Here is a 19689-nt window from a genome sequence, read left to right as displayed (position 1 = left end):
CAGTACCTGCGCAAGTATTTGAGGAAACCGTTTGCGTGTAATTTCCGGCTCAAATCGCAGGCAAAAAAATGCCCGGCGAACCGGGCAGTTTTTTTCTGGCGATTACAGTGCGTAACCACGCTCATTGTGCTGAGCCAGGTCGAGGCCGACCGACTCTTCTTCTTCGTTGACCCGCAGGCCCATGACCAGGTCCAGAACCTTGAGGATCACGTAGGTGGCGATTGCGGTGTAAATCACGGTAAAGCCTACGCCCTTGGCCTGAATCCAGACTTGCGCGGCGATGTCCTCGACGGTGCCGAAACCACCCAGGGACGGCGCAGCAAACACACCGGTCAGGAGCGCGCCGACAATACCGCCGATGCCGTGTACACCGAAGGCATCCAGCGAGTCGTCATAGCCCAGTTTGCGCTTGAGGCTGGTAGCGCAGAAGAAGCAGATCACCGAAGCCACCAGGCCGATCACCAGCGCCCCCATCGGGCCTACAGTGCCAGCGGCCGGGGTGATGGCTACCAAGCCTGCAACCACACCCGAAGCGATACCCAGAGCGCTTGGTTTACCGTGCGTCAGCCACTCGGCAAGCATCCAGCCCAGCGCAGCGGCGGCAGTGGCAATCTGGGTGACCAGCATGGCCATACCGGCGGTGCCATTGGCGGCGGCGGCAGAGCCGGCGTTGAAGCCGAACCAGCCGACCCAGAGCATGGCCGCACCCATCAGGGTGTAACCCAGGTTATGGGGCGCCATGGGGGTGATCGGGAAGCCTTTACGCTTGCCCAGCACCAGGCAAGCCACCAGGCCGGCGATACCGGCGTTGATATGCACCACGGTGCCGCCCGCGAAGTCCAGCACGCCCCAGTCCCACATCAGGCCGCCGCTGCCACTCCAGACCATGTGCGCAATAGGCGCATAGACCACGGTGAACCAGATGGCCATGAAGATCAGCATGGCCGAAAACTTCATGCGCTCGGCAAAGGCACCGACAATAAGAGCCGGCGTAATGATCGCGAAGGTCATCTGGAAGGTGATGAACACGGCTTCCGGAAACAACGCCGTCGCGGAGGTGAGGCTCGATGGCGTCACACCGGCGAGGAACGCCTTGGACATGCCGCCGACGAAAGAATTGAAGTTGACTACGCCCTGTTCCATACCGGTGGTATCGAACGCCATGCTGTAGCCATAAACGACCCAGAGAATGCTGATCAGGCCAGTGATCGCGAAACACTGCATCATCACCGACAGGACGTTCTTGGACCGCACCATGCCGCCGTAAAACAGCGCCAGGCCGGGGATGGTCATGAACAGCACCAAGGCTGTAGAGGTCAACATCCAGGCGGTATCGCCGGAGTTGAGCACAGGTGCTGCGTCCTCTGCCAGGGCCAGGCCAGGCATTACGAGGGACAAAAGGGCTCCTAGCCCTGCGAACTGACGCAGAGTCATGATGTTATCTCCTGGGGCGTTGGGTTTGGGGCGGCTTTTTGTTAGATCGCGTCGGTATCGGTTTCGCCGGTACGAATACGGATAGCCTGTTCCAGATTCACCACAAAGATCTTGCCGTCACCGATCTTGCCGGTATTGGCCGCCTTGGTGATGGCTTCGATGACCCGGTCCAGATCCTTGTCGTCAATGGCGACATCAATCTTCACTTTGGGCAGGAAATCGACCACATACTCCGCACCGCGATACAGCTCGGTGTGGCCTTTCTGCCGACCGAAACCTTTGACTTCGGTAACGGTAATGCCCTGCACGCCGATTTCAGACAACGACTCGCGCACGTCGTCCAATTTGAACGGCTTGATGATGGCAGTGACTAGCTTCATGAAACTTTCTCCCGAATTGGTGGACTTGCCCCAGGAAAACAAACCCGACTCAAGTCTAAGCGCAGCGCTTGGCTTTGTAACGCGTCGTCGACCACTCATCATCAAGCCGACGCCACAAACCACGTCTTACGAAACACGTCCTTCGCTCCATTTGCGCACTGCATCGTCACAGCGACAGCATCGGTGCATGGGTCACAGTGGTCTAAGCAGAAACCTTGCCATGTCCGACAAATTCACCAATTACAACGACTTACGGCAACCCGGTCAGTTTGGCCATTCGCCAGCAAGGTTCGGGCGCACAACTACGGTGCGCGGCATTGCGCCGCGATGCGCAAAAAGTGTGCAATGCGAGCCCGGTTTCCTTGCGTGATACACTGCCGGCCTTGTGGAATTTTCTGGATACTGCCCATGCTCGCGCCCAAAGCCTTTCTCGATGCCCTGAGCGACCAGGCCTCGCGCCTTTTCAGCAGCGACACCTCACAGCCTCGCAGTGAACTGGAAAGCCAGTTCAAGGCGCTGCTGCAAAGCGGTTTCAGCAAGCTTGAACTGGTCAGCCGCGAAGAGTTCGACAGCCAGATGGTGGTACTGGCCCGTACCCGCGCCCGCCTGGAGGCGCTGGAAGCCAAAGTACTGGAACTGGAAGCGCGGATGACCCCGCCGGTAGAAACAGCCACCGAGCAGTAATCACCCACGCGCAGCGGCTAATCGCCAGCAAGGCCGACACCTACAGGTGTGAGGTGCCTTACCGGCGACTGCGCGACACCCCAGTAACCCCAGCCATCCATTCACCAGCGCAGAAGGCGAGCGCAACATAACAACACCCCCGGATAGGGCATGCTTCAGAAGCGTCTGACAGCGAGTGGCAGCCTATACAGAGCCATGCTGTCAAAGCCTGAGACGCGGGGCTAAGATGATGAGCAGAGCACACGCCCTGACCATACGGAGCAGACATGAAAGCCGACAAAGCATTGAATGAAGACCTCCTGAACTGCCTTGAGGACAAGATCCCAGGTATGGCTGCGGGTGCTATCAGCTCTGCCTATATCAATGCTTTGGGTTCGGGTCGTGCTGTGGCTGAGGTAGTGGACGGCATGATCGTCGAGACCTCTGCGGACGGTGATCGAAAAGTGATCTGCTCAACCAAGCCCAAACATAAAGTGAGCGTTGGATCTGTAATTAACGTGCGCCGGGTTTCATGAAAATCCCTCGTCTGCGTGTCTTTGCCGGCCCCAACGGTTCCGGAAAAAGCACCATGAAGAGCGCGATTCCGCATCATCTGATTGGGATCTACATCAATCCTGACGAAATCGAGAAGACGGCAAACGAAAGTGGCCTCCTGTCATTTAGTGACTTTCAGCTAGAGGTCGAACCATCTGAGGTTCTGGATTTTTTTCTGAATCATCGACTGATCCTGAACGCCAATCTGACCGAACAGGCCAGCAAACTTACCGTCAGTAACAACTGCCTGGACTTTCGGTCTGTTCAGATAAACTCCTACTTTGCCTCCGTGGCGTCCGACTTCATCAGAAACAAACTCCTTCAGGCATGCCTCTCGTTTACATTCGAGACCGTGATGTCCTCAAAGGACAAAATCGAGTTCATGCTGAAGGCAAAAGCACTAGGGTATAGAACCTACCTTTACTTTGTGGCCACAGAAGACCCGTACATCAATATTAACCGGGTCAAGATCCGCGTAGACTCCGGTGGCCATAACGTTCCAAGGGACAAAATCATCCAGCGCTACTCACGCAGCCTGGATCTGCTGCCATCAGCAATAGCCGCAGCAAATCGTGCCTATATTTTTGACAACTCGGGCCCTGATCTGGTGTTACTTGCCGAGATTACAGACGGAACAGCTTTACAGTTCCGAACAGAAGAAATGCCGGACTGGTTCATGGCTGCCTATGTAGACAAAGTCTCGACCTAGCGCAGAAAAGGCCGGCGCAACAGAGCAACGACCCGCCAATCTTGTTCAGAAACGTCTGGCAGAAAACAGCGAACGGGGCTGACCAGCCCCGCTCGCGGCCCGCTTACCAGCCCAACTGCTTGTTGAACGACAACGCATCGTAGTAATCATGCTGCGTCGCGATCTTGCCATCCTTCAGGCGGATGAAGCTGACCCCTTTGAAACTCAACGGCTTGTTGGTCGCAGGGGTTTCAGGTGCCCAGGCACCGGTGTTATGGCCATCGAACTGCCATTCAAAGGCAATGTTGTCGCCTTCAATGATCGGCTCGCCAACCATCTGCCACTTCAAATCCGGCACGGCATCGATAAACAGCTTGATGACTTTATCCCTGGCCGTTTCCCGGCCGACTTGAGGGATCCCTACGGACGCATCCAGAAACTCCCCGTTTTCAGCGAAGTACTGCGCCGCCGCATTGGGGTCATGCTTGTTCCAGGCACTCATGTAAGCATCGATGATGCTCCGGGTGCTCTGTTTTTCCGCTGCAATCGACAACTGGGCGAACAAGAGCATGCAAAGGAGGCTAACGAGACGTATCGACAGTCGACGCATGGTATTTCCTCTTCGATTGTTGCTGTTGTGGTAGAAACGGAAACAGGTATCAGTGGTGCGTTGAGGGTAGGCCACGGCCTATCGCGGCGTTGGCAGTTCAACCAATGACCACTCGATCGATAACGGTTCAAGCTTTCGCACGTTGGCAGCTGCAGGGCGGCTGGCAATGTTCCCCACGAACCAGTTGGCCGAATTGGCGGCAACGATTCGGCCTTCAGCATTGATGATGAACGCCTCGTTTTTCATCCGCAGCAGGCACCGGGTGAGCAACTGATCGAATTCGTGCAGGGCGATATCCGCTGCGGCAACGCCGACAAAATGCCCCTTGGCAACAATCGGAACGGAGAAGGCCAGTATGTAAAGCTCTGTACCGTACAGGTCCACGAACGGCCCCTCGACCGACGCTTCACCCGTCAGTTTAGGACGCGTAAACCAAGGCATGCCCTGGTAGTTGTAGAAACTCTCGCTTTGACGATTGAAGTTCAGCATCATCGGGGCGACTTTGCCGCTGGAGGGGCGGTAGAACCACTCAAGAAACAATTCTTGGTCCGCAAGCTCACCCGGCTCCAGCACCACCCCCGTCCCGTGGATATAGCTGTCGTTTGCCAACAGCCGCGCTTCAATGGTCGCCTGAAGAAAAGCGAGGTCTTTGGAGGTCGGCTTCCGCCCTTCGGCATCCAGCGCCTCCCAGACCGTTACCACTTCCCCGGCCAAGCTGTTCAATTGCTCGAACAGGGTGCAGAAGATCGCTTCCAATCGCTGGGCACACTGATGAAGCTCTTCGTTTTGTTCGACTGTGATCATGGTGATGTAGCCTCTTGCAGCTCAAGCAGTGCGTAGCGCAAATCCATCAGGCGTTTTATGCCCTCTTTGACATGAGCCTCTGTCAGCGCACTGGCCAGATTAGACTCACCGGCCATCACGGCCTGCAGGATCGCCCGGTGCTCCGCAATGACCGTACTCTTTTGAGCGTCCGCCATAGAGATCCATAGCAACTCGCCCATTTGGGACTGAAGGCGCATTTCTGCGTGCGTCAATCGCACTGACTGCGCAGCAACCGCAACCTCGATATGAAATCGTGCATCCGCCCGGCGAAGCTCGCTTCGGGTCGTGGCCTCTTGGAGCGCCGTCACGAAATGCTCCAGCCTTTGATGCTGGGCACTGGTAGATCGGCTGGCCGCCAAGCCTGCGGCAGTAGCCGAAATAGCGATTTGCTCGTCGCACAGGTCGCGAAGCTCCAGCGAACTCATCGCACTGAGCCTGGCCTTGAGGAAGTCATCGGAAACCTCCACAGGGGCACAGACGAAACTGCCGCCGTTTCTGCCGCGCTTGGTTGCAACAACACCCCGCTGACGCAAAATCGCCAACGCGTCGCGCAATGTCACGGTCGCCACGCCGAAGCGAGTCGCCAGTTCACTCTCACTGGGCAACTGCTCACCTTCACCAATCAGCCCCAGCTCAATGACCTCGATCAGTCGGCGAGCCACTTCCTCGGGCTTGCCCTCCTGGCTGACTTGCAACAGGGACAGGCGGTTCACTTTGTTCAGTTGAGTCATCTACTCGCCACTAAAAATATGAAACCAGTTTTCTTTTAGCCATATCGGCTTAAAAACTCAACAGGAATGCACAAGCCAAACAAAAATCAGTCGCTCAAATGTCGTTTTTAGGCAAAAACGACAGGTCAATTGGCAGGCTCAAATTCATAAGATATGGTTTTAAATGTTTACTAGGCAGCCCGGCTCCGCGACTCACCGATAGCGCTGAGGGGCCATTGGCATCGACACAGAGGAATGGCAGATCATGACGAATCCAACGCTAAGCACATGGGAAACCCGGGCACGAGAACTGAAGATAGAAGGGCGGGCCTTTGTCGGTGGGGAATACACCCACGCGATCGAAGGCGGAACGTTTGACTGCCTGAGCCCGGTCGACGGTCGACTGCTGACCAAAGTCGCCAGTTGCACGGCCGCCGACGCCGACCATGCTGTCAGCGTTGCTCGCGCCACGTTCAATTCTGGCGTCTGGTCGCGCATGGCGCCAGCGGACAGGAAGCAGATCATGGTGCGCTTCGCCGACCTGCTGATGGCCAACGCCGACGAGTTGGCGCTGTTGGAAACCCTGGACATGGGCAAGCCGATCAGCGACTCACTGGCGGTCGATGTGCCGCAAGCAGCGCAAGCGCTGAGCTGGAGCGGCGAAGCGATCGACAAGATCTACGACGAAGTGGCGGCAACCCCCCATGATCAATTGGGCCTGGTAACACGCGAACCGGTCGGTGTCGTGGTCGCCATCGTGCCGTGGAACTTCCCGTTGATGATGGCCTGCTGGAAACTGGGCCCGGCCTTGGCCACCGGCAACTCGGTAATCCTCAAACCCTCGGAAAAATCACCGCTGACCGCCATTCGCATTGCCCAGCTGGCGATTGACGCAGGCATTCCGGCGGGCGTGCTGAACGTATTACCAGGCTTCGGCCACACCGTCGGCAAGGCGCTGGCCCTGCACATGGACGTCGACACACTGGTGTTCACCGGCTCAACCAAAATCGCCAAGCAACTGATGATCTATGCTGGCGAATCCAACATGAAACGCGTCTGGCTCGAAGCCGGCGGCAAAAGCCCGAACATCGTCTTCGCCGATACCCCGGACCTGCAAGCCGCTGCCGAGTCTGCTGCCGCGGCCATCGCCTTCAACCAAGGCGAAGTGTGCACCGCCGGCTCGCGCCTGCTGGTAGAACGTTCGATCAAGGACGCCTTCCTGCCACGGGTGATCGAGGCCCTCCAGTACTGGAAGCCAGGCAACCCACTGGACCCGGCGACCACCGTTGGCGCGCTGGTCGACACCCAGCAGATGAACACCGTGCTCTCGTACATCGAGTCGGGCCATACCGAGGGCGCCAAACTGGTAGCCGGCGGCAAGCGCATCTTGCAGGAAACCGGTGGCACCTACGTTGAACCGACCATCTTCGACGGCGTCAGCAACGCCATGAAGATCGCTCAGGAAGAGATCTTTGGCCCAGTATTGTCGGTGATCGCCTTCGACAACGTCGACGATGCCATCCGGATCGCCAATGACACCCCGTACGGCCTGGCCGCGGCCATCTGGACCGCCGATATCTCCAAGGCCCACCTGACCGCCAAGGCCTTGCGCGCCGGTAGCGTCTGGATCAACCAATACGACGGCGGTGACATGACCGCGCCCTTCGGTGGTTTCAAACAGTCGGGCAATGGCCGTGACAAGTCGCTGCATGCCTTCGACAAGTACACCGAACTGAAGGCCACCTGGATCAAGTTGTAAGGCAGCAAGACAACAGCAAAAACAGCCGGCAGGACACACTTTTCAGGACAACAACATGAACAGCTCTGAATTTTCCATGGCTGATAGCGATGCCGCCCAGTTAAGGGCGCTTGGCTACACGTCCAACTTTGAAAGAAGCATGAGCCTCTGGGAAAACTTTGCCCTGGGCTTCACCTACCTCTCCCCGGTGGTCGGCGTCTATACGCTGTTCGGCCTGTGTTTGGCGGCGGGTGGGCCGCCAATGTTCTGGTCGTACTTACTGGTCGGTCTCGGGCAAATGCTGGTGTGCCTGATTTTCTGCGAGGTCGTTTCACAATTCCCGATCTCCGGGGGCGTTTATCCGTGGGCGCGTCGCCTGGTGGGCAAGCGCTGGGCCTGGATGGTGGGCTGGATCTATTCCGTCTCATTGTGTGTGACCATTGCTGCCGTATCGCTGGGCGCAGGGCCCTACATCGCCGCCATGCTGGGCTTCGAGCCCAGCCCGGTGACCAACACCCTGATCGCGCTGGCGCTCACCGCAATGGCCACCGTGCTGAACCTGAGCGGGACCAGCCTCTTGGCAAAAGTGGCCATGTTCGGCTTTATCTGCGAACTGCTGGGCGCCATTGTCATCGGTGGTTACCTGCTGATTTTCGAGCGCCACCAGCCGTTCTCGGTGCTGTTCAATACCTTCGACATCAGCATCGACGGCAGCTACTGGCCCGCATTCCTGACCGCATCGCTGGCAGGCATGTTCCTCTACTACGGCTTTGAGGCGTGCGGCGACGTCGCGGAAGAAACCCCCAACCCGAGCAAACGCATTCCCAAGGCCATGCGCATGACCATCTACATTGGTGGTGGTGCCGCGATTTTTGCGGCACTGGCACTGATTCTGGCGGTCCCGGACATCGCCAAGGTGCTCTCGGGCGATGACAAAGACCCGATGTCCACCATCATGGCCAATGCGTTCGGGCCAACCGGATGGCGCGTCGTGACGGCGGTCATCACCATTTCCTTCGTGTCGTGCGTACTGAGCTTGCAGGCTGCCGCCAGCCGGTTGCTCTACTCCTTTGCACGGGACGAGATGGTCATGGGCAGCAATGTACTCAAGCGTCTTTCGCCGACAACACGTGTGCCAACGGCTGCACTGATCACCTGCGGTGTGATCCCGGCATTCATCGTCTGCGCAGGCTTTTTCCTGGAGAACGCCATCGCGATCGTCGTCAGCTTCGCAGCCATTGGCATTTACCTGTCCTTCCAGATGATCGTGGGCGGAGCGCTGTTCGCTCGAATCCGCGGCTGGAAACCAGCAGGTCAATTCACCCTTGGCGGTTGGGGCTGGATCGTGAACATCCTGGCGCTGGTCTACGGCTTGCTGGCGGTCGCCAACATGTCCTGGCCACGTACCCCGGAGGCGCCTTGGTACAGCAACTACGGCATCTTGCTGACCGCCGCCGTCGTGATCGTCTTCGGCTTGCTCTACATGACCCTGTTCAAGCCATACGACAAAGGCACGGCACCGTTTGCTGATGCGTGGGAGCTACACAAAAAGTAGCGCCTTGGTACGCTTAAAAAAAGAAGGCCTTGCAGCAATGCACGGCCTTCTTTGTTTTTCGGGGCCAGTATCAGACGTGACCTGCTACCTGCCTCGCAATCTCCAGCATCACTCTCCCTCCAGCATCCCTGCCCTGCCCCACTATCCTTGCCTTAGCCGCAGGACGCGGCCCCGTACTGATCATGGAGCGAACATGTCTCTTGCTATCGTTCACAGCCGCGCCCAGGTTGGCGTGCTGGCCCCGGCCGTTACCGTCGAGGCGCACCTGGCCAACGGCCTGCCCACGCTCACCCTGGTTGGGCTACCCGAAGCCACGGTCAAGGAAAGCAAAGACCGGGTACGCAGTGCGATACTCAACTCCAGCCTGGAGTTTCCCGCCCGACGAATCACGCTCAACCTCGCCCCTGCCGACCTGCCCAAGGATGGCGGACGCTTCGATCTGGCCATCGCGCTGGGCATTCTTGCTGCCAACGGGCAGATCCCCATCATGGCGCTACATGACGTTGAATGCCTTGGCGAACTGGCGCTGTCCGGGGCGATTCGCCCGGTGCAGGGTGTGTTGCCAGCAGCGCTGGCCGCACGCGATGCCGGACGGGCGCTGGTGGTGCCGAAGGAAAATGCCGAAGAAGCCTGCATGGCCTCCGGGCTCACCGTATTCGCCGTCGAACACCTGCTGGAACTGGTCGGGCATTTCAACGCTCAGGAGCCACTCTCGCCTTACCGCGCCAACGGCCTGATCCTGCAAAGCCGGCCCTACCCCGACCTGAGTGAAGTGCAAGGCCAGATTGCCGCCAAACGCGCATTGCTGGTGGCCGCAGCCGGGGCGCATAACCTGTTGTTCAGCGGCCCGCCCGGCACCGGCAAGACGCTCCTCGCCAGCCGCTTGCCCGGCCTGTTGCCACCACTGGACGAGCGGGAAGCGCTGGAGGTAGCGGCGATCCAGTCGGTGGCCAGCCCGGTACCGCTGAACAGCTGGCCTCAGCGCCCGTTTCGCCACCCACATCACTCGGCCTCGGGGGCGGCACTGGTGGGCGGTGGCAGCCGACCGCAACCCGGTGAAATCACCCTGGCCCATCATGGCGTGTTGTTTCTCGATGAACTGCCGGAGTTCGAGCGGCGCGTACTTGAGGTGCTGCGCGAACCCCTGGAATCGGGCGAAATCGTGATCGCCCGGGCCCGTGACAAAATCCGTTTCCCGGCGCGCTTCCAACTGGTGGCGGCGATGAACCCCTGCCCCTGCGGCTACCTGGGCGACCCGAACGGGCGCTGCCGCTGCAGCAGCGAGCAGGTCCAGCGTTACCGCAACAAACTCTCCGGCCCGCTGCTGGACCGTATCGACCTGCACCTGACCGTTGCCCGCGAAGCCACGGCGCTGGCACCAACCGCCCACAGTGATGACAACAGCGCCAACGCTGCCGCCCAGGTCGCCGCCGCCCGCGCACTGCAGCAACAACGCCAAGGCTGCGCCAACGCCTTCCTCGACCTGCCCGGCCTGCGCATGCATTGCCCGTTATCCACAACCGACGAGCGCTGGCTGGAAAGCGCCTGCGAACGCCTGACCTTGTCATTACGCTCGGCCCACCGCTTGCTCAAAGTGGCGCGCACCCTCGCGGACCTGGAGCAGGCCGAGCAGATCAGCCGCGCGCACCTGGCCGAAGCCCTGCAGTATCGTCCGGCAACGCAGTAAGGCGAGCAGGCTTGCCCAAAGATGGCGGACACTTCAACGCTCAAGAGCCGCTCTCGCCCTACCACGCCAACAGCTTGATCCAGCAAAGCCGGCCCTGCCCCGAGCTGAGTGAAGTGCAAGGCCAGATTGCTGCCAAGCGCGCATTGTTGGTGGCGGCGGCCGGGGCGCATAACCTGTTGTTCAGCGGCCCGCCCGGCACCGGCAAGACGCTCCTCGCCAGCCGCTTGCCCGGCCTGTTGCCACCACTGGACGAGCGGGAAGCTCTGGAGGTAGCGGCGATCCAGTCGGTGGCCAGCCCGGTACCGCTGAACAGCTGGCCGCAGCGCCCGTTTCGCCACCCACATCACTCGGCCTCCGGGGCGGCGCTGGTGGGCGGTGGCTGTAGGTTTTCGAATTAAATGCGATTTTTTCGAAATAGACGCGACTGAAGCAGGCTCGTATTCGTAACCTGTCGTTCCACCTAGAGTTGAGTGCACCTAACATTGCGAAAACATTTTCAAGAATCCTAGGAAAGCAGGGGCGCTCCAGTTGATTGGTCATAGCACAATGCTCTAATCTCCTGACACGATCTGCCCCATTTTTGCCCCCCATTGAGTGTCTTGACGAAACAGGTGCCTTGTTTAAAGGGAATTTGTTCTGATCTCGCGCCTAAGGTAGCTCATGATCAAGATTCGTAGGTACATGCAATATCGCATGGGAGGCCTTGTTCTGCTCATCGGCCTGATATTCAGCATGGGTGGCTATCTGTTACTCAGCAGAGTGGCTGAAGATGAGGCCGAGAGGACATTAAAGCTAATTACTAGCGAGTCAGGGTACGCTGTCGATCGTTTACTCCAGCCGGCAACAACCCTATTGAATCTTCTTGCCAATGTACCTGACCTTAAGACCGGCAAGGAGCAGGACTGGGTAGTCCGGTTACCCGCACAGGCGTCGATACTGCGCGACAACAAGATGTTGACGAGTATTTACGTTGGCGGCCCTGGCGGTCAGTTTCTGCTGCTACGAAGTTTAAGAGATGACTGGGATCGGAAGCGGTTTCATGCTCCACCACAGTCTCGCTGGCTGTTGCAATTGCAGCGAGTCAACCCGGCCGAGGGCGAGGTGCAGTACTGGGTAAGTCTGGATGAGCAGTTCAATGTTCTGAGTCGTCAGCCTGCGTCATTCTGGGATAATTACGACTCACGGACACGCCCGTGGTATCAAGCCAGCCGTGAAAGCGATGGTGTGCTGCGGACCCCGGTGTATCATTTTTTTGCCACTGAAAAAAGCGGCATCACGCTCGCGAAGCACATGGGACAGGGCTGGGTAATCGCCATGGATATCCGAGTCGAGAGCCTTGAACCCGAGTTGGCCAGATTATCAAAAGAGCAAGCTGCACGTATTGCCTTGCTCGAAAATACTGGCGCAGTAATTTCTGCAGACATCATCGAGAATGGGAAAGAAGCTTTTTTTAATAAGCTTGTGGCTGCGCCATGGAATAACGACGGCAATGCATTCAAGTGGATGGTGGATCCAGAGGGGCAATCCTGGTGGGTAGGTGAAGCGAAGATCAAACTGGAACAGTTCGATGAAATTCAACTCCATGTTGCCGTACCGCGAGACAGGTTGTTAGCCAAGGCGCAACGACTGCGCAACGCCTTGTTAATGGCGACCCTGTTACTGACGGCAGTCACGCTATTGCTTGCCCGAAGAAACGCAAACCAGGTCGCGGCGGTACTGCAGACGCTTGCAGAAAGAGCGAATTTCCTGACCAACTTTGATTTCAGAACAATTGAGCTATCGAATGCCAATATTGTTGAAATTTCTCAACTGGAAGCTGGGCTTGAACAAGCGCGAGTGACCACCTCCAATTTTTTAAATTTATTGGATAAAGTTTCTCGAGAGACAGACCTTGAAAGCTTCCTACCCTTGGTGCTCGAAGAAACGAGCAAAGTTGCTAAAGGGGAAAGTGCATGGCTTCATACTTATGACGGCGAGTCCTGGAGTTTGCGCGCGCATCGCGGGCTGGCGTCAGATCGAAACTGGCTGGCGGAGTGGTTTGGTGATAAGCAGCCTACGGTCAAATCATGCAACGGTCTTTACGTATTGTTCGTTCCTTTGTTCGGGCGGCGCGGTCATTTGCTTGGCCTCCTGATCGTAGAACGCTCAACGCCTTTTAGTGACCATCAGAGAAGTTTTGTCGGGGCGATTTCCGGTTTTGCTGCACTGGCGCTGGAATCAAGAGAACTCATTGCCCAGCAGAAGCAACTTTTTGAATCCTTCATCAAGCTGCTTGCAGAAGCGGTGGATGCAAAAAGTCCTCATACAGGGGGCCATTGCCATCGAGTGCCAATCTTGACCGAATGGCTGGTTGAGCTAGCAGCAAGCAGTGACGCGCCATGTGTGGCCAACTTTACTCTAGACAACGAGATGCGCGAAGCTGTTCATATAGCCGCATGGCTGCATGATTGTGGGAAAATCGTCACACCTGAATATGTGGTTGATAAGGCCACCAAGCTCGAGACATTATACGATCGGATTCACGAAATACGCATGCGCTTTGAAGTTTGCAAACGCGATGCAGAACTGGCGCACTGGCGCCTTGCCTATCCCCAGGGCTTGCTTGCTTCGGCAAATGAACAACTCGCACTCGAGCTAAAAGCGCTGGATGATGAATTTGCATTTGTGGCCGAGTGCAATCTGGGTAGCGAAGCAATGTCTGAAGAGGCCATCAAACGCATCAAGGAAATAGCTGCCAGAACCTGGTTTCGAACACTTGACGACCGCCTAGGGCTTTCTCATGACGAAATCAGCCGCCGTTCAGATCAAGGTGCCGCCGCATTGCCGATTCGGGAATATTTGCTTAGCGATCAACCGGAACACCAGATCGCGCGCCCGCCCGGACAGGCATTTGGCGACGACAACCCATGGGGCTTCAAAATGCAGATACCGGAGCTGTTATATGACCGCGGCGAGGTGAAAAACCTGTCAATTCAGCGAGGAACTCTGACAGAAGAAGAGCGCTATAAAATCAATGAGCATATTGTGCTGACCATCAAGATGCTTGAGGCCCTTCCCTTCCCAAGGCATCTGACGAATGTGCCCGAAATCGCCGGTGGGCACCATGAGCGCATGGATAGCCGCGGTTACCCCCGCGCAATTCCTGCGGGTTCCCTGAGCATCCCTGCGCGAATGATGGCCATTGCAGATGTGTTTGAAGCACTCACAGCAACTGATCGCCCTTATAAAACGGGGAAAAGCGCTGAAGAGTCGCTCGACATCATGCGCAAGATGGCGCATGGGGGGCATCTCGATGTTGAACTATTCGAGTTGTTTGCGCACTCAGAGATTCCCGCGCGCTATGCCGATGAGTTCTTGAGGTACTGATGAAGTGGCGGGATAGGGTGACATCCTCGATGATCAAGTAGCCATCCGTGAACTACTCTGTTCGTTGACAGTGCCTACGCAGGAAAGTGGGCTCAGCGGACGCAAGACACTCATGCTGTCCAGGTTCAGGTCATAAGAGGACCGAATAATCGCCGTACCGGGAAATGGCATTCAGAACAAGGCGACCTGTTCACGGCAGTGCCAGCACCGAGTGGTTTTATGGTTATGCCCAAGCGCTGGGTAGTGGAACGAACTTACAGCGTCGAGCCTTTACCCCAAGCCACAAATCGACATAGCGGTGCCAAACGAATCACGACTCGGGGTAATCAAAGAAATTGCCAAAATTGGTAGCGCCACATTTCGATGTACGTGTGCGTGAAACTGGACGTCCCAAAATACCCTGCCGCAATTTAAAAACCTGCAGCACCTGACACATCACGGATGCCCTTGCAGGCAAGCCTGCTCACCACATAGACCGTGAAGAGCCAACCTTGCCAACGACCGTACTACACCCCTACCGAGCCCGCCCCCTCCAACACCGCATTCACCAGCGCCCGCGCCATTTCCGCGTGTTGGGCAATGCTCAACACCAACGCCTTATCGTTCAAACTCAAGTGGTCAGCGGCGTCGCTGGCTGTGGCCTCGACAAAGCTGAGCAGCACACTGGCATGCATCAATGCGTCTTCGCTGCAGATGCCTTCACGCACTGAGAACATTTGTTTGATATTCACGTCCATCGCCCCGAAAGGCTTGGCGACGGTGACGGTGTTGGCGAGGTCAAATGCAGGGGGATCAGGAACAGGCTTCTTCATGGGAAAACTCCTATGCGGAGGGAGCGGCCACGTTCGCTGCGAAACGAAATGGGTGGCAGCTGTACGCGGGTTCGCAGACCGGGCATAGGAACCGGCGCACCCGAAGGTGCCCCACGTACAGCCGCCATAACACGGTGATAGAAGCACCGATAAAGGCCAGCGTACAGCCACCACGCACCACCGCCCACTTCACTGATACCCTCGCAAGCAAGATGGCTTCCCCCAGATCGCTCTGGATTTCCCCGGATTCTGCTCTTTACTTTCAGCAGCTCACCGAGCCGAGACGCGCATGTTTGAACTTATCCACAACTGGCCCTTGCTGATCGGCACGACCCTGCTGCTGATCGACCTGCTGCTTTGGCGCGCGATTCCGGCGGAGCGGCGCAATGCGCGTACGGCGGCACGTTTGCTGGCCTTTCTGTTGTTCAGCTGGGTGTTGATCAGTGCAGGGATGAGCCCGCTGCAACCGGCCCCTTGGGTTGAGGATGTACCGCGCAATCTACTGGCAACCGTGCTGGAGATCGTCTGGTGGCTGTTCGCCGCGCGGACGTTGACGGTGGTACTCGGGTTGATGTTGATTGCTCGCAGCGGGCATACCGGCCGGCTGTTGCAGGATGTGCTGGGGGCGGTCATTTTCCTGATCGCGATCGTTGCGGCGGCGGCCTACGTCATGCAGTTGCCGGTCAAGGGCCTGCTGGCCACCTCGGGCGCCATGGCGATCATCGTCGGCCTGGCCTTGCAGAGCACCCTGAGCGACGTGTTCTCCGGCATTGTGTTGAACACCACGCGGCCCTATCAAATCGATGACTGGATCTCCATCGACGGCACCGAAGGCAAGGTGTTGGATATCGACTGGCGTGCAACCCGTTTGCTCACGGCCAACGGCAGTATGGCGGTGATTCCAAACTCGGTGGCGGCCAAGGCCAAGCTGTTGAACTTCAGCCGCCCGAACGATGTTCATGGGGTATCGATCAGTGTCGTGGTGCCCTCGCAGATTCGCCCGCGACGCGTCCTCGATGCCTTGGAAAAGGCCCTGCAGGGCACCAGCGCCCTGCTCGCCATGCCCAAAGCCAAGGCCACGGTAAAGAGCGTCAGCCTGGAGTCGGTGGAGTACGAGGCCAGTGGTTTCGTCGCGGCCATGGGTACGAAAACCGAAACACGCAATTACCTGTTCGACCTCGCCCACCGCCACTTGGAAGCCGCCGGGGTCAACTGGAACCCGGACGCCGTGCCCAAGCCCTGGAGCCGTCAGCGCAGTTTGCTGGAAGATGTGCGTATTTTTCGCTCGCTCAGTGATGAGGAAAAGGACAGCCTGAGCCAACGCATGATGCCGGTTGAGTACCTGGCCGATCAGGTGATTCTGGGGCTCAATGAGGCCTCTGATTACTTGCTGGTGATCGGTACGGGGGTGGTCTCGGCGTCAATTCGCGACGGGGAGCGCAGTGTCGAAGCCGGACGGATGGGGCCGGGGGAAATTCTCGGTGCCGAGGGCCTGCTGGACGGTAACGACTCCAATGCGGAGTTCCGCAGCCTGACCAACTGCCTGCTCTACCGGATCGAGAAAACCGCCGTACGCAGTTGCCTGGAGCAACGCGAAGAGGTGAAAAGCGCGCTGAGCAAGTTGCAGCGCCATCGTCAGCAAGCCAGCCAGTCGCTGTTGTTACAGCGACCGGCTGCGCTCAAGAAAGGCGGCTTCCTGAGCTGGCTAAAGCCGCACTAAAGCACGACTCGCAGGCACTGGCCGGCGTGGTACAGCGAGAACCCGGTCTCGTAGAAGCCGGTACGCAGCGAAGCGCCCGTCACCGGTTTCATCGGCGAGAATGGAATCGGCAGTTCGTCCGGGTTGTCCTTGAGCAGGTACTCGGCGAACGCCTTGCCAATCACTGTGCCGGTGGTGTTGCCACGCCCGTTGTAGCCGGTTACCGCCACAATGCCCGGGGCCGGCTCGAACAGCCGCATCAGGTGATCGGGGGTGAAGTCGATGCAACCGGTCCAGTGCATTTCCCATTCAACCTTGCCCAGTTGCGGGAAGTAATGGCCCTGGATGCGGTCGGCCCAGCTGCGAATGAACCAGGTCGGTTTGTTGTCGACACGCCCCAGGCTGCCCAGTAGCAGACGGCCCTGATCGTCACGACGAATGCTGCTGAGCACGGTGCGGGTATCCCAGGACCCCTGACCATGCTTGAGCACGTTGTCCGCTGCGGCACCGGTCAGCGGCACCGAGGCTACCTGATAGTAGTAACCACGGAAGAAGTTGCGCTGCAGGTCGGTCCAGTCACCTTCGGTGTAGGCGCCGGTGGAGATGATGACCTTGTCGGCGCAGACCGAACCCTTGGCGGTCTTGACCCGCCAGGCGCTGCCTTCGCGCTCCAGCCCCTGAACTGCGGACTGCTGATGAATCTGCCCGCCCAGGCGCGCCACGGCAGCAGCCAGGCCACGGGTGTAACCCATCGGGTTGATGGTGCCGGCGCGGCGGTCGAGCAGCGCGGCGGAAATCTTGTCGGTACCGCAGTATTCCTGGCAACGAGCCCCGGTGAGCAGCTCGACGTCGGCACCACGGCGGCTCCATTGGGCATGCCGTGCCTCGAGATCGGCCACACCGTTGGCATTGTGCGCCATGTGCAGCGTGCCTTCGTTACGGGCCTGGCAATCGATGCCCAGACGCTTGATGGTGGCAAACACCTCGGCCGGTGCTTCGCCAAGTACCTTGTTCAGGCGGCTGCCTTGTTGCTGGCCAAGGGTCGCTTCAACGTCATCCGGACGAATCCAGGTGCCTGCGTTGACCAGGCCAACGTTGCGTCCCGAGCCGCCGTGGCCGATCTTCCAGGCCTCCAGCAGCACCACGCGCTTGCCTTGCTCGAGCAAATGGATCGCAGCGGACAAGCCGGTAATACCGCCGCCGATGATGCACACATCGGCCTTGATGTCCGCGCTCAACTCGGCAGACGGGGCCGCCGCCGGTGTAACGAACTCCCATAGACACTCTTGACGCAGGTCGGTCATGGTCGGCTCCGCTTTATTGATCTTTTTAATCGGTGGAAACCCCGTCGCCGGCAAGGCCTGCGCCCATTAGAGGCAGGCGTTACCGGCGACGAGGGCCTGAGTGGCTATCAGTCGAACACAATGCCCTGCGCCAGCGGAAGCTCACGCGAGTAGTTCACGGTGTTGGTCTGACGACGCATGTAGGCCTTCCAGGAATCGGAACCCGACTCACGGCCACCGCCCGTTTCCTTTTCGCCACCGAAAGCGCCACCGATCTCTGCACCGCTGGTGCCGATGTTGACGTTGGCGATGCCGCAGTCACTGCCGGCAGCACTCTGGAAGCGCTCGGCTTCACGCAGGTCGGTGGTGAAGATGCACGAGGACAGGCCTTGTGGCACTTCGTTGTTCAGGCGCAGGGCTTCTTCGAACTCGTCGTAGGCCAGCACATACAGAATCGGCGCGAACGTTTCGTGACGCACGACTTCACTCTGGGCCGGCATTTCAACGATGGCCGGGGCCACGTAGTAGGCGTTCGGATAGTCCTGCTGCAGTTGGCGCTCACCGCCAAATACCGTGCCGCCTTCGTCGCGGGCACGGGCCAGGGCGTCCTGCATGGCCTGGAAGGATTGCTTGTCGATCAGCGGGCCGACCAGGTTGTCTTTGCGTGGGTCACCGATACGTACCTTGCCGTAGGCGGCTTTGACGCGTGCGACCACCTCGTCCTTGATCGAGCGGTGCACGATCAGGCGGCGCAGGGTGGTGCAACGCTGGCCAGCAGTACCAACGGCACTGAACAGGATGCCGCGAACAGCCAGGTCCAGGTCGGCGCTTGGCGCCAGGATCATGGCGTTGTTGCCGCCCAGCTCGAGGATGCTGCGACCGAAACGCGCGGCCACACGTGGGCCGACTTCGCGGCCCATGCGGGTGCTACCGGTAGCGCTGACCAAGGGTACGCGAGGGTCGTCGACCAGTACCTGGCCCGCTTCACGGTCACCAACGATCAACTGGCTGAGGCCTTCCGGTGCATCACCGAAGGCTTTCAGGGCTTTCTCGAACAGGGCCTGGCAAGCCAAGGCCGTCAGCGGCGTCTTCTCCGACGGTTTCCAGACTACGGCGTTACCGCAGACCAGGGCCAGCGCAGTGTTCCACGCCCAGACTGCAACCGGGAAGTTGAACGCGCTGATCACGCCGACCACACCCAGCGGGTGCCAGGTTTCACGCATATGGTGGCCTGGGCGTTCGGATGCGATGGTCAAACCGTACAGCTGACGCGACAGGCCAACAGCGAAGTCGCAGATGTCGATCATTTCCTGTACTTCACCCAGACCTTCCTGGGTGATCTTGCCCGCTTCGACAGACACCAGTTCGCCGAGCTGCGCCTTGTGCTCACGCAGCACTTCGCCGAACAGACGAATCAACTCGCCACGGCGTGGCGCTGGGACATTGCGCCAGGCCTGGAAGGCTTTTTCAGCCTGGTCGATCTTGCCCACGACCTGGGCTTTGCTCTCCAGGTGGACCGAGGCAATGACGCTGCCATCGATGGGGGTGTGAATGGGATGGTTGCCGTTGGTGTAGGCACTGGCCGGTACACCCAGGCGATCAAGCAGTCCATCAACCATTTTTGTTCTCCTGCATACGATGAGTAGTTGATTTCAATGACGGAGGTCAGTATTAATCCGATTAC

General features: G+C 58.5%; 16 protein-coding genes and 2 pseudogenes. 10 read left to right on the top strand and 8 right to left on the bottom strand.

Annotated features, from left to right (window positions below; genetic code table 11):
- Nucleotides 1-102 precede the first annotated feature (102 nt).
- A complete protein-coding gene (locus tag CS390_RS01070) occupies nt 103-1434 on the bottom strand; it encodes an ammonium transporter (RefSeq protein WP_065758057.1) in 1332 nt (443 codons plus the stop codon).
- A gap of 41 nt (nt 1435-1475) precedes the next feature.
- Entirely contained in the window at nt 1476-1814 is a 339-nt protein-coding gene (glnK, locus tag CS390_RS01065; RefSeq protein WP_002555808.1) for a P-II family nitrogen regulator, read from the bottom strand.
- A gap of 408 nt (nt 1815-2222) precedes the next feature.
- Between glnK and CS390_RS01060 the strand changes: the two genes are divergently transcribed.
- From CS390_RS01060 to CS390_RS01050, 3 genes are all read left to right on the top strand, one after another.
- A complete protein-coding gene (locus CS390_RS01060; protein ID WP_065758058.1) occupies nt 2223-2498 on the top strand; it encodes an accessory factor UbiK family protein in 276 nt (91 codons plus the stop codon).
- 266 nt (nt 2499-2764) lie between these two features.
- Nucleotides 2765-3013, top strand: a complete 249-nt coding sequence (locus tag CS390_RS01055) for a hypothetical protein (protein ID WP_065758059.1) — start codon at nt 2765-2767, stop codon at nt 3011-3013.
- Nucleotides 3010-3741, top strand: coding sequence for a hypothetical protein (locus tag CS390_RS01050; RefSeq protein WP_099773277.1), 732 nt, complete (start codon nt 3010-3012; stop codon nt 3739-3741). Before CS390_RS01055 ends, CS390_RS01050 begins: the two co-directional genes overlap by 4 nt.
- A 103-nt stretch (nt 3742-3844) precedes the next feature.
- On the opposite strand, the gene CS390_RS01045 is transcribed toward CS390_RS01050, so the two are convergent.
- The 3 genes from CS390_RS01045 to CS390_RS01035 all read right to left on the bottom strand — a co-directional run bounded on the left by CS390_RS01045 (nt 3845) and on the right by CS390_RS01035 (nt 5886).
- Complete coding sequence (locus tag CS390_RS01045; protein WP_065758061.1) at nt 3845-4330, bottom strand: ester cyclase; 486 nt, start codon at nt 4328-4330, stop codon at nt 3845-3847.
- Nucleotides 4331-4408: 78 nt separating this feature from the next.
- The gene (locus CS390_RS01040) at nt 4409-5134 is read right to left on the bottom strand and encodes a cache domain-containing protein (protein ID WP_099773276.1); all 726 of its coding nucleotides are present in this window, start codon (nt 5132-5134) and stop codon (nt 4409-4411) included.
- Nucleotides 5131-5886, bottom strand: a complete 756-nt coding sequence (locus tag CS390_RS01035) for a FadR/GntR family transcriptional regulator (RefSeq protein ID WP_099773275.1) — start codon at nt 5884-5886, stop codon at nt 5131-5133. The genes CS390_RS01040 and CS390_RS01035 overlap by 4 nt, the downstream gene beginning before the upstream one ends.
- 244 nt (nt 5887-6130) lie before the next feature.
- Between CS390_RS01035 and CS390_RS01030 the strand changes: the two genes are divergently transcribed.
- The 6 genes and pseudogenes from CS390_RS01030 to CS390_RS01005 all read left to right on the top strand — a co-directional run.
- Nucleotides 6131-7624: an aldehyde dehydrogenase gene (locus CS390_RS01030; protein WP_065758064.1), complete on the top strand. Its 1494-nt coding sequence runs from the start codon at nt 6131-6133 to the stop codon at nt 7622-7624.
- A gap of 55 nt (nt 7625-7679) precedes the next feature.
- Nucleotides 7680-9158 (top strand): APC family permease, encoded by a 1479-nt coding sequence (locus CS390_RS01025; protein WP_065758065.1) that lies wholly within the window; start codon nt 7680-7682, stop codon nt 9156-9158.
- A 193-nt stretch (nt 9159-9351) separates the two neighbouring features.
- Entirely contained in the window at nt 9352-10845 is a 1494-nt protein-coding gene (locus CS390_RS01020; RefSeq protein WP_099773274.1) for a YifB family Mg chelatase-like AAA ATPase, read from the top strand.
- Nucleotides 10846-10871: 26 nt separating this feature from the next.
- Nucleotides 10872-11231 (top strand): annotated as a pseudogene (locus CS390_RS01015) (ATP-binding protein); the annotation flags it as partial.
- Between the two features lie 274 nt (nt 11232-11505).
- Entirely contained in the window at nt 11506-14211 is a 2706-nt protein-coding gene (locus CS390_RS01010; protein ID WP_099773273.1) for an HD domain-containing phosphohydrolase, read from the top strand.
- A gap of 51 nt (nt 14212-14262) precedes the next feature.
- Nucleotides 14263-14472, top strand: a pseudogene (locus CS390_RS01005) (IS5/IS1182 family transposase); the annotation flags it as partial.
- 245 nt (nt 14473-14717) lie between these two features.
- Here the strand turns inward: CS390_RS01005 and CS390_RS01000 are convergent.
- Complete coding sequence (locus CS390_RS01000) at nt 14718-15023, bottom strand: DUF6124 family protein (protein WP_099773272.1); 306 nt, start codon at nt 15021-15023, stop codon at nt 14718-14720.
- Between the two features lie 289 nt (nt 15024-15312).
- Between CS390_RS01000 and CS390_RS00995 the strand changes: the two genes are divergently transcribed.
- Complete coding sequence (locus tag CS390_RS00995; RefSeq protein ID WP_099773271.1) at nt 15313-16743, top strand: mechanosensitive ion channel family protein; 1431 nt, start codon at nt 15313-15315, stop codon at nt 16741-16743.
- Here CS390_RS00995 and CS390_RS00990 read toward each other — a convergent pair.
- Both CS390_RS00990 and CS390_RS00985 read right to left on the bottom strand, forming a co-directional pair.
- On the bottom strand, nt 16740-18026 hold the full coding sequence (locus CS390_RS00990) for an FAD-binding oxidoreductase (protein WP_099773270.1): 1287 nt from the start codon (nt 18024-18026) through the stop codon (nt 16740-16742). The genes CS390_RS00995 and CS390_RS00990 overlap by 4 nt on opposite strands.
- A 107-nt stretch (nt 18027-18133) precedes the next feature.
- On the bottom strand, nt 18134-19624 hold the full coding sequence (locus tag CS390_RS00985; RefSeq protein ID WP_065759790.1) for an aldehyde dehydrogenase family protein: 1491 nt from the start codon (nt 19622-19624) through the stop codon (nt 18134-18136).
- Nucleotides 19625-19689: the final 65 nt, after the last annotated feature.

Origin of the sequence: Pseudomonas sp. HLS-6 (assembly GCF_002753995.1) — a bacterium.
Lineage (GTDB): Bacteria > Pseudomonadota > Gammaproteobacteria > Pseudomonadales > Pseudomonadaceae > Aquipseudomonas > Aquipseudomonas defluvii.
Note: the sequence above shows the minus strand (reverse complement) of the source record. Positions and strands in the feature narration are given on the sequence as shown.

Coding starts and splice junctions, on each gene's coding strand:
- CS390_RS01055 (WP_065758059.1), top strand. CDS start 2,765: ATGAAAGCCGACAAAGCATTGAATGAAGACCTCCTGAACTGCCTTGAG.
- glnK (WP_002555808.1), bottom strand. CDS start 1,814: ATGAAGCTAGTCACTGCCATCATCAAGCCGTTCAAATTGGACGACGTG.
- CS390_RS01025 (WP_065758065.1), top strand. CDS start 7,680: ATGAACAGCTCTGAATTTTCCATGGCTGATAGCGATGCCGCCCAGTTA.
- CS390_RS00985 (WP_065759790.1), bottom strand. CDS start 19,624: ATGGTTGATGGACTGCTTGATCGCCTGGGTGTACCGGCCAGTGCCTAC.
- CS390_RS01060 (WP_065758058.1), top strand. CDS start 2,223: ATGCTCGCGCCCAAAGCCTTTCTCGATGCCCTGAGCGACCAGGCCTCG.
- CS390_RS01010 (WP_099773273.1), top strand. CDS start 11,506: ATGATCAAGATTCGTAGGTACATGCAATATCGCATGGGAGGCCTTGTT.
- CS390_RS01070 (WP_065758057.1), bottom strand. CDS start 1,434: ATGACTCTGCGTCAGTTCGCAGGGCTAGGAGCCCTTTTGTCCCTCGTA.
- CS390_RS01020 (WP_099773274.1), top strand. CDS start 9,352: ATGTCTCTTGCTATCGTTCACAGCCGCGCCCAGGTTGGCGTGCTGGCC.
- CS390_RS01000 (WP_099773272.1), bottom strand. CDS start 15,023: ATGAAGAAGCCTGTTCCTGATCCCCCTGCATTTGACCTCGCCAACACC.
- CS390_RS01045 (WP_065758061.1), bottom strand. CDS start 4,330: ATGCGTCGACTGTCGATACGTCTCGTTAGCCTCCTTTGCATGCTCTTG.
- CS390_RS01030 (WP_065758064.1), top strand. CDS start 6,131: ATGACGAATCCAACGCTAAGCACATGGGAAACCCGGGCACGAGAACTG.
- CS390_RS00995 (WP_099773271.1), top strand. CDS start 15,313: ATGTTTGAACTTATCCACAACTGGCCCTTGCTGATCGGCACGACCCTG.
- CS390_RS01035 (WP_099773275.1), bottom strand. CDS start 5,886: ATGACTCAACTGAACAAAGTGAACCGCCTGTCCCTGTTGCAAGTCAGC.
- CS390_RS01050 (WP_099773277.1), top strand. CDS start 3,010: ATGAAAATCCCTCGTCTGCGTGTCTTTGCCGGCCCCAACGGTTCCGGA.
- CS390_RS00990 (WP_099773270.1), bottom strand. CDS start 18,026: ATGACCGACCTGCGTCAAGAGTGTCTATGGGAGTTCGTTACACCGGCG.
- CS390_RS01040 (WP_099773276.1), bottom strand. CDS start 5,134: ATGATCACAGTCGAACAAAACGAAGAGCTTCATCAGTGTGCCCAGCGA.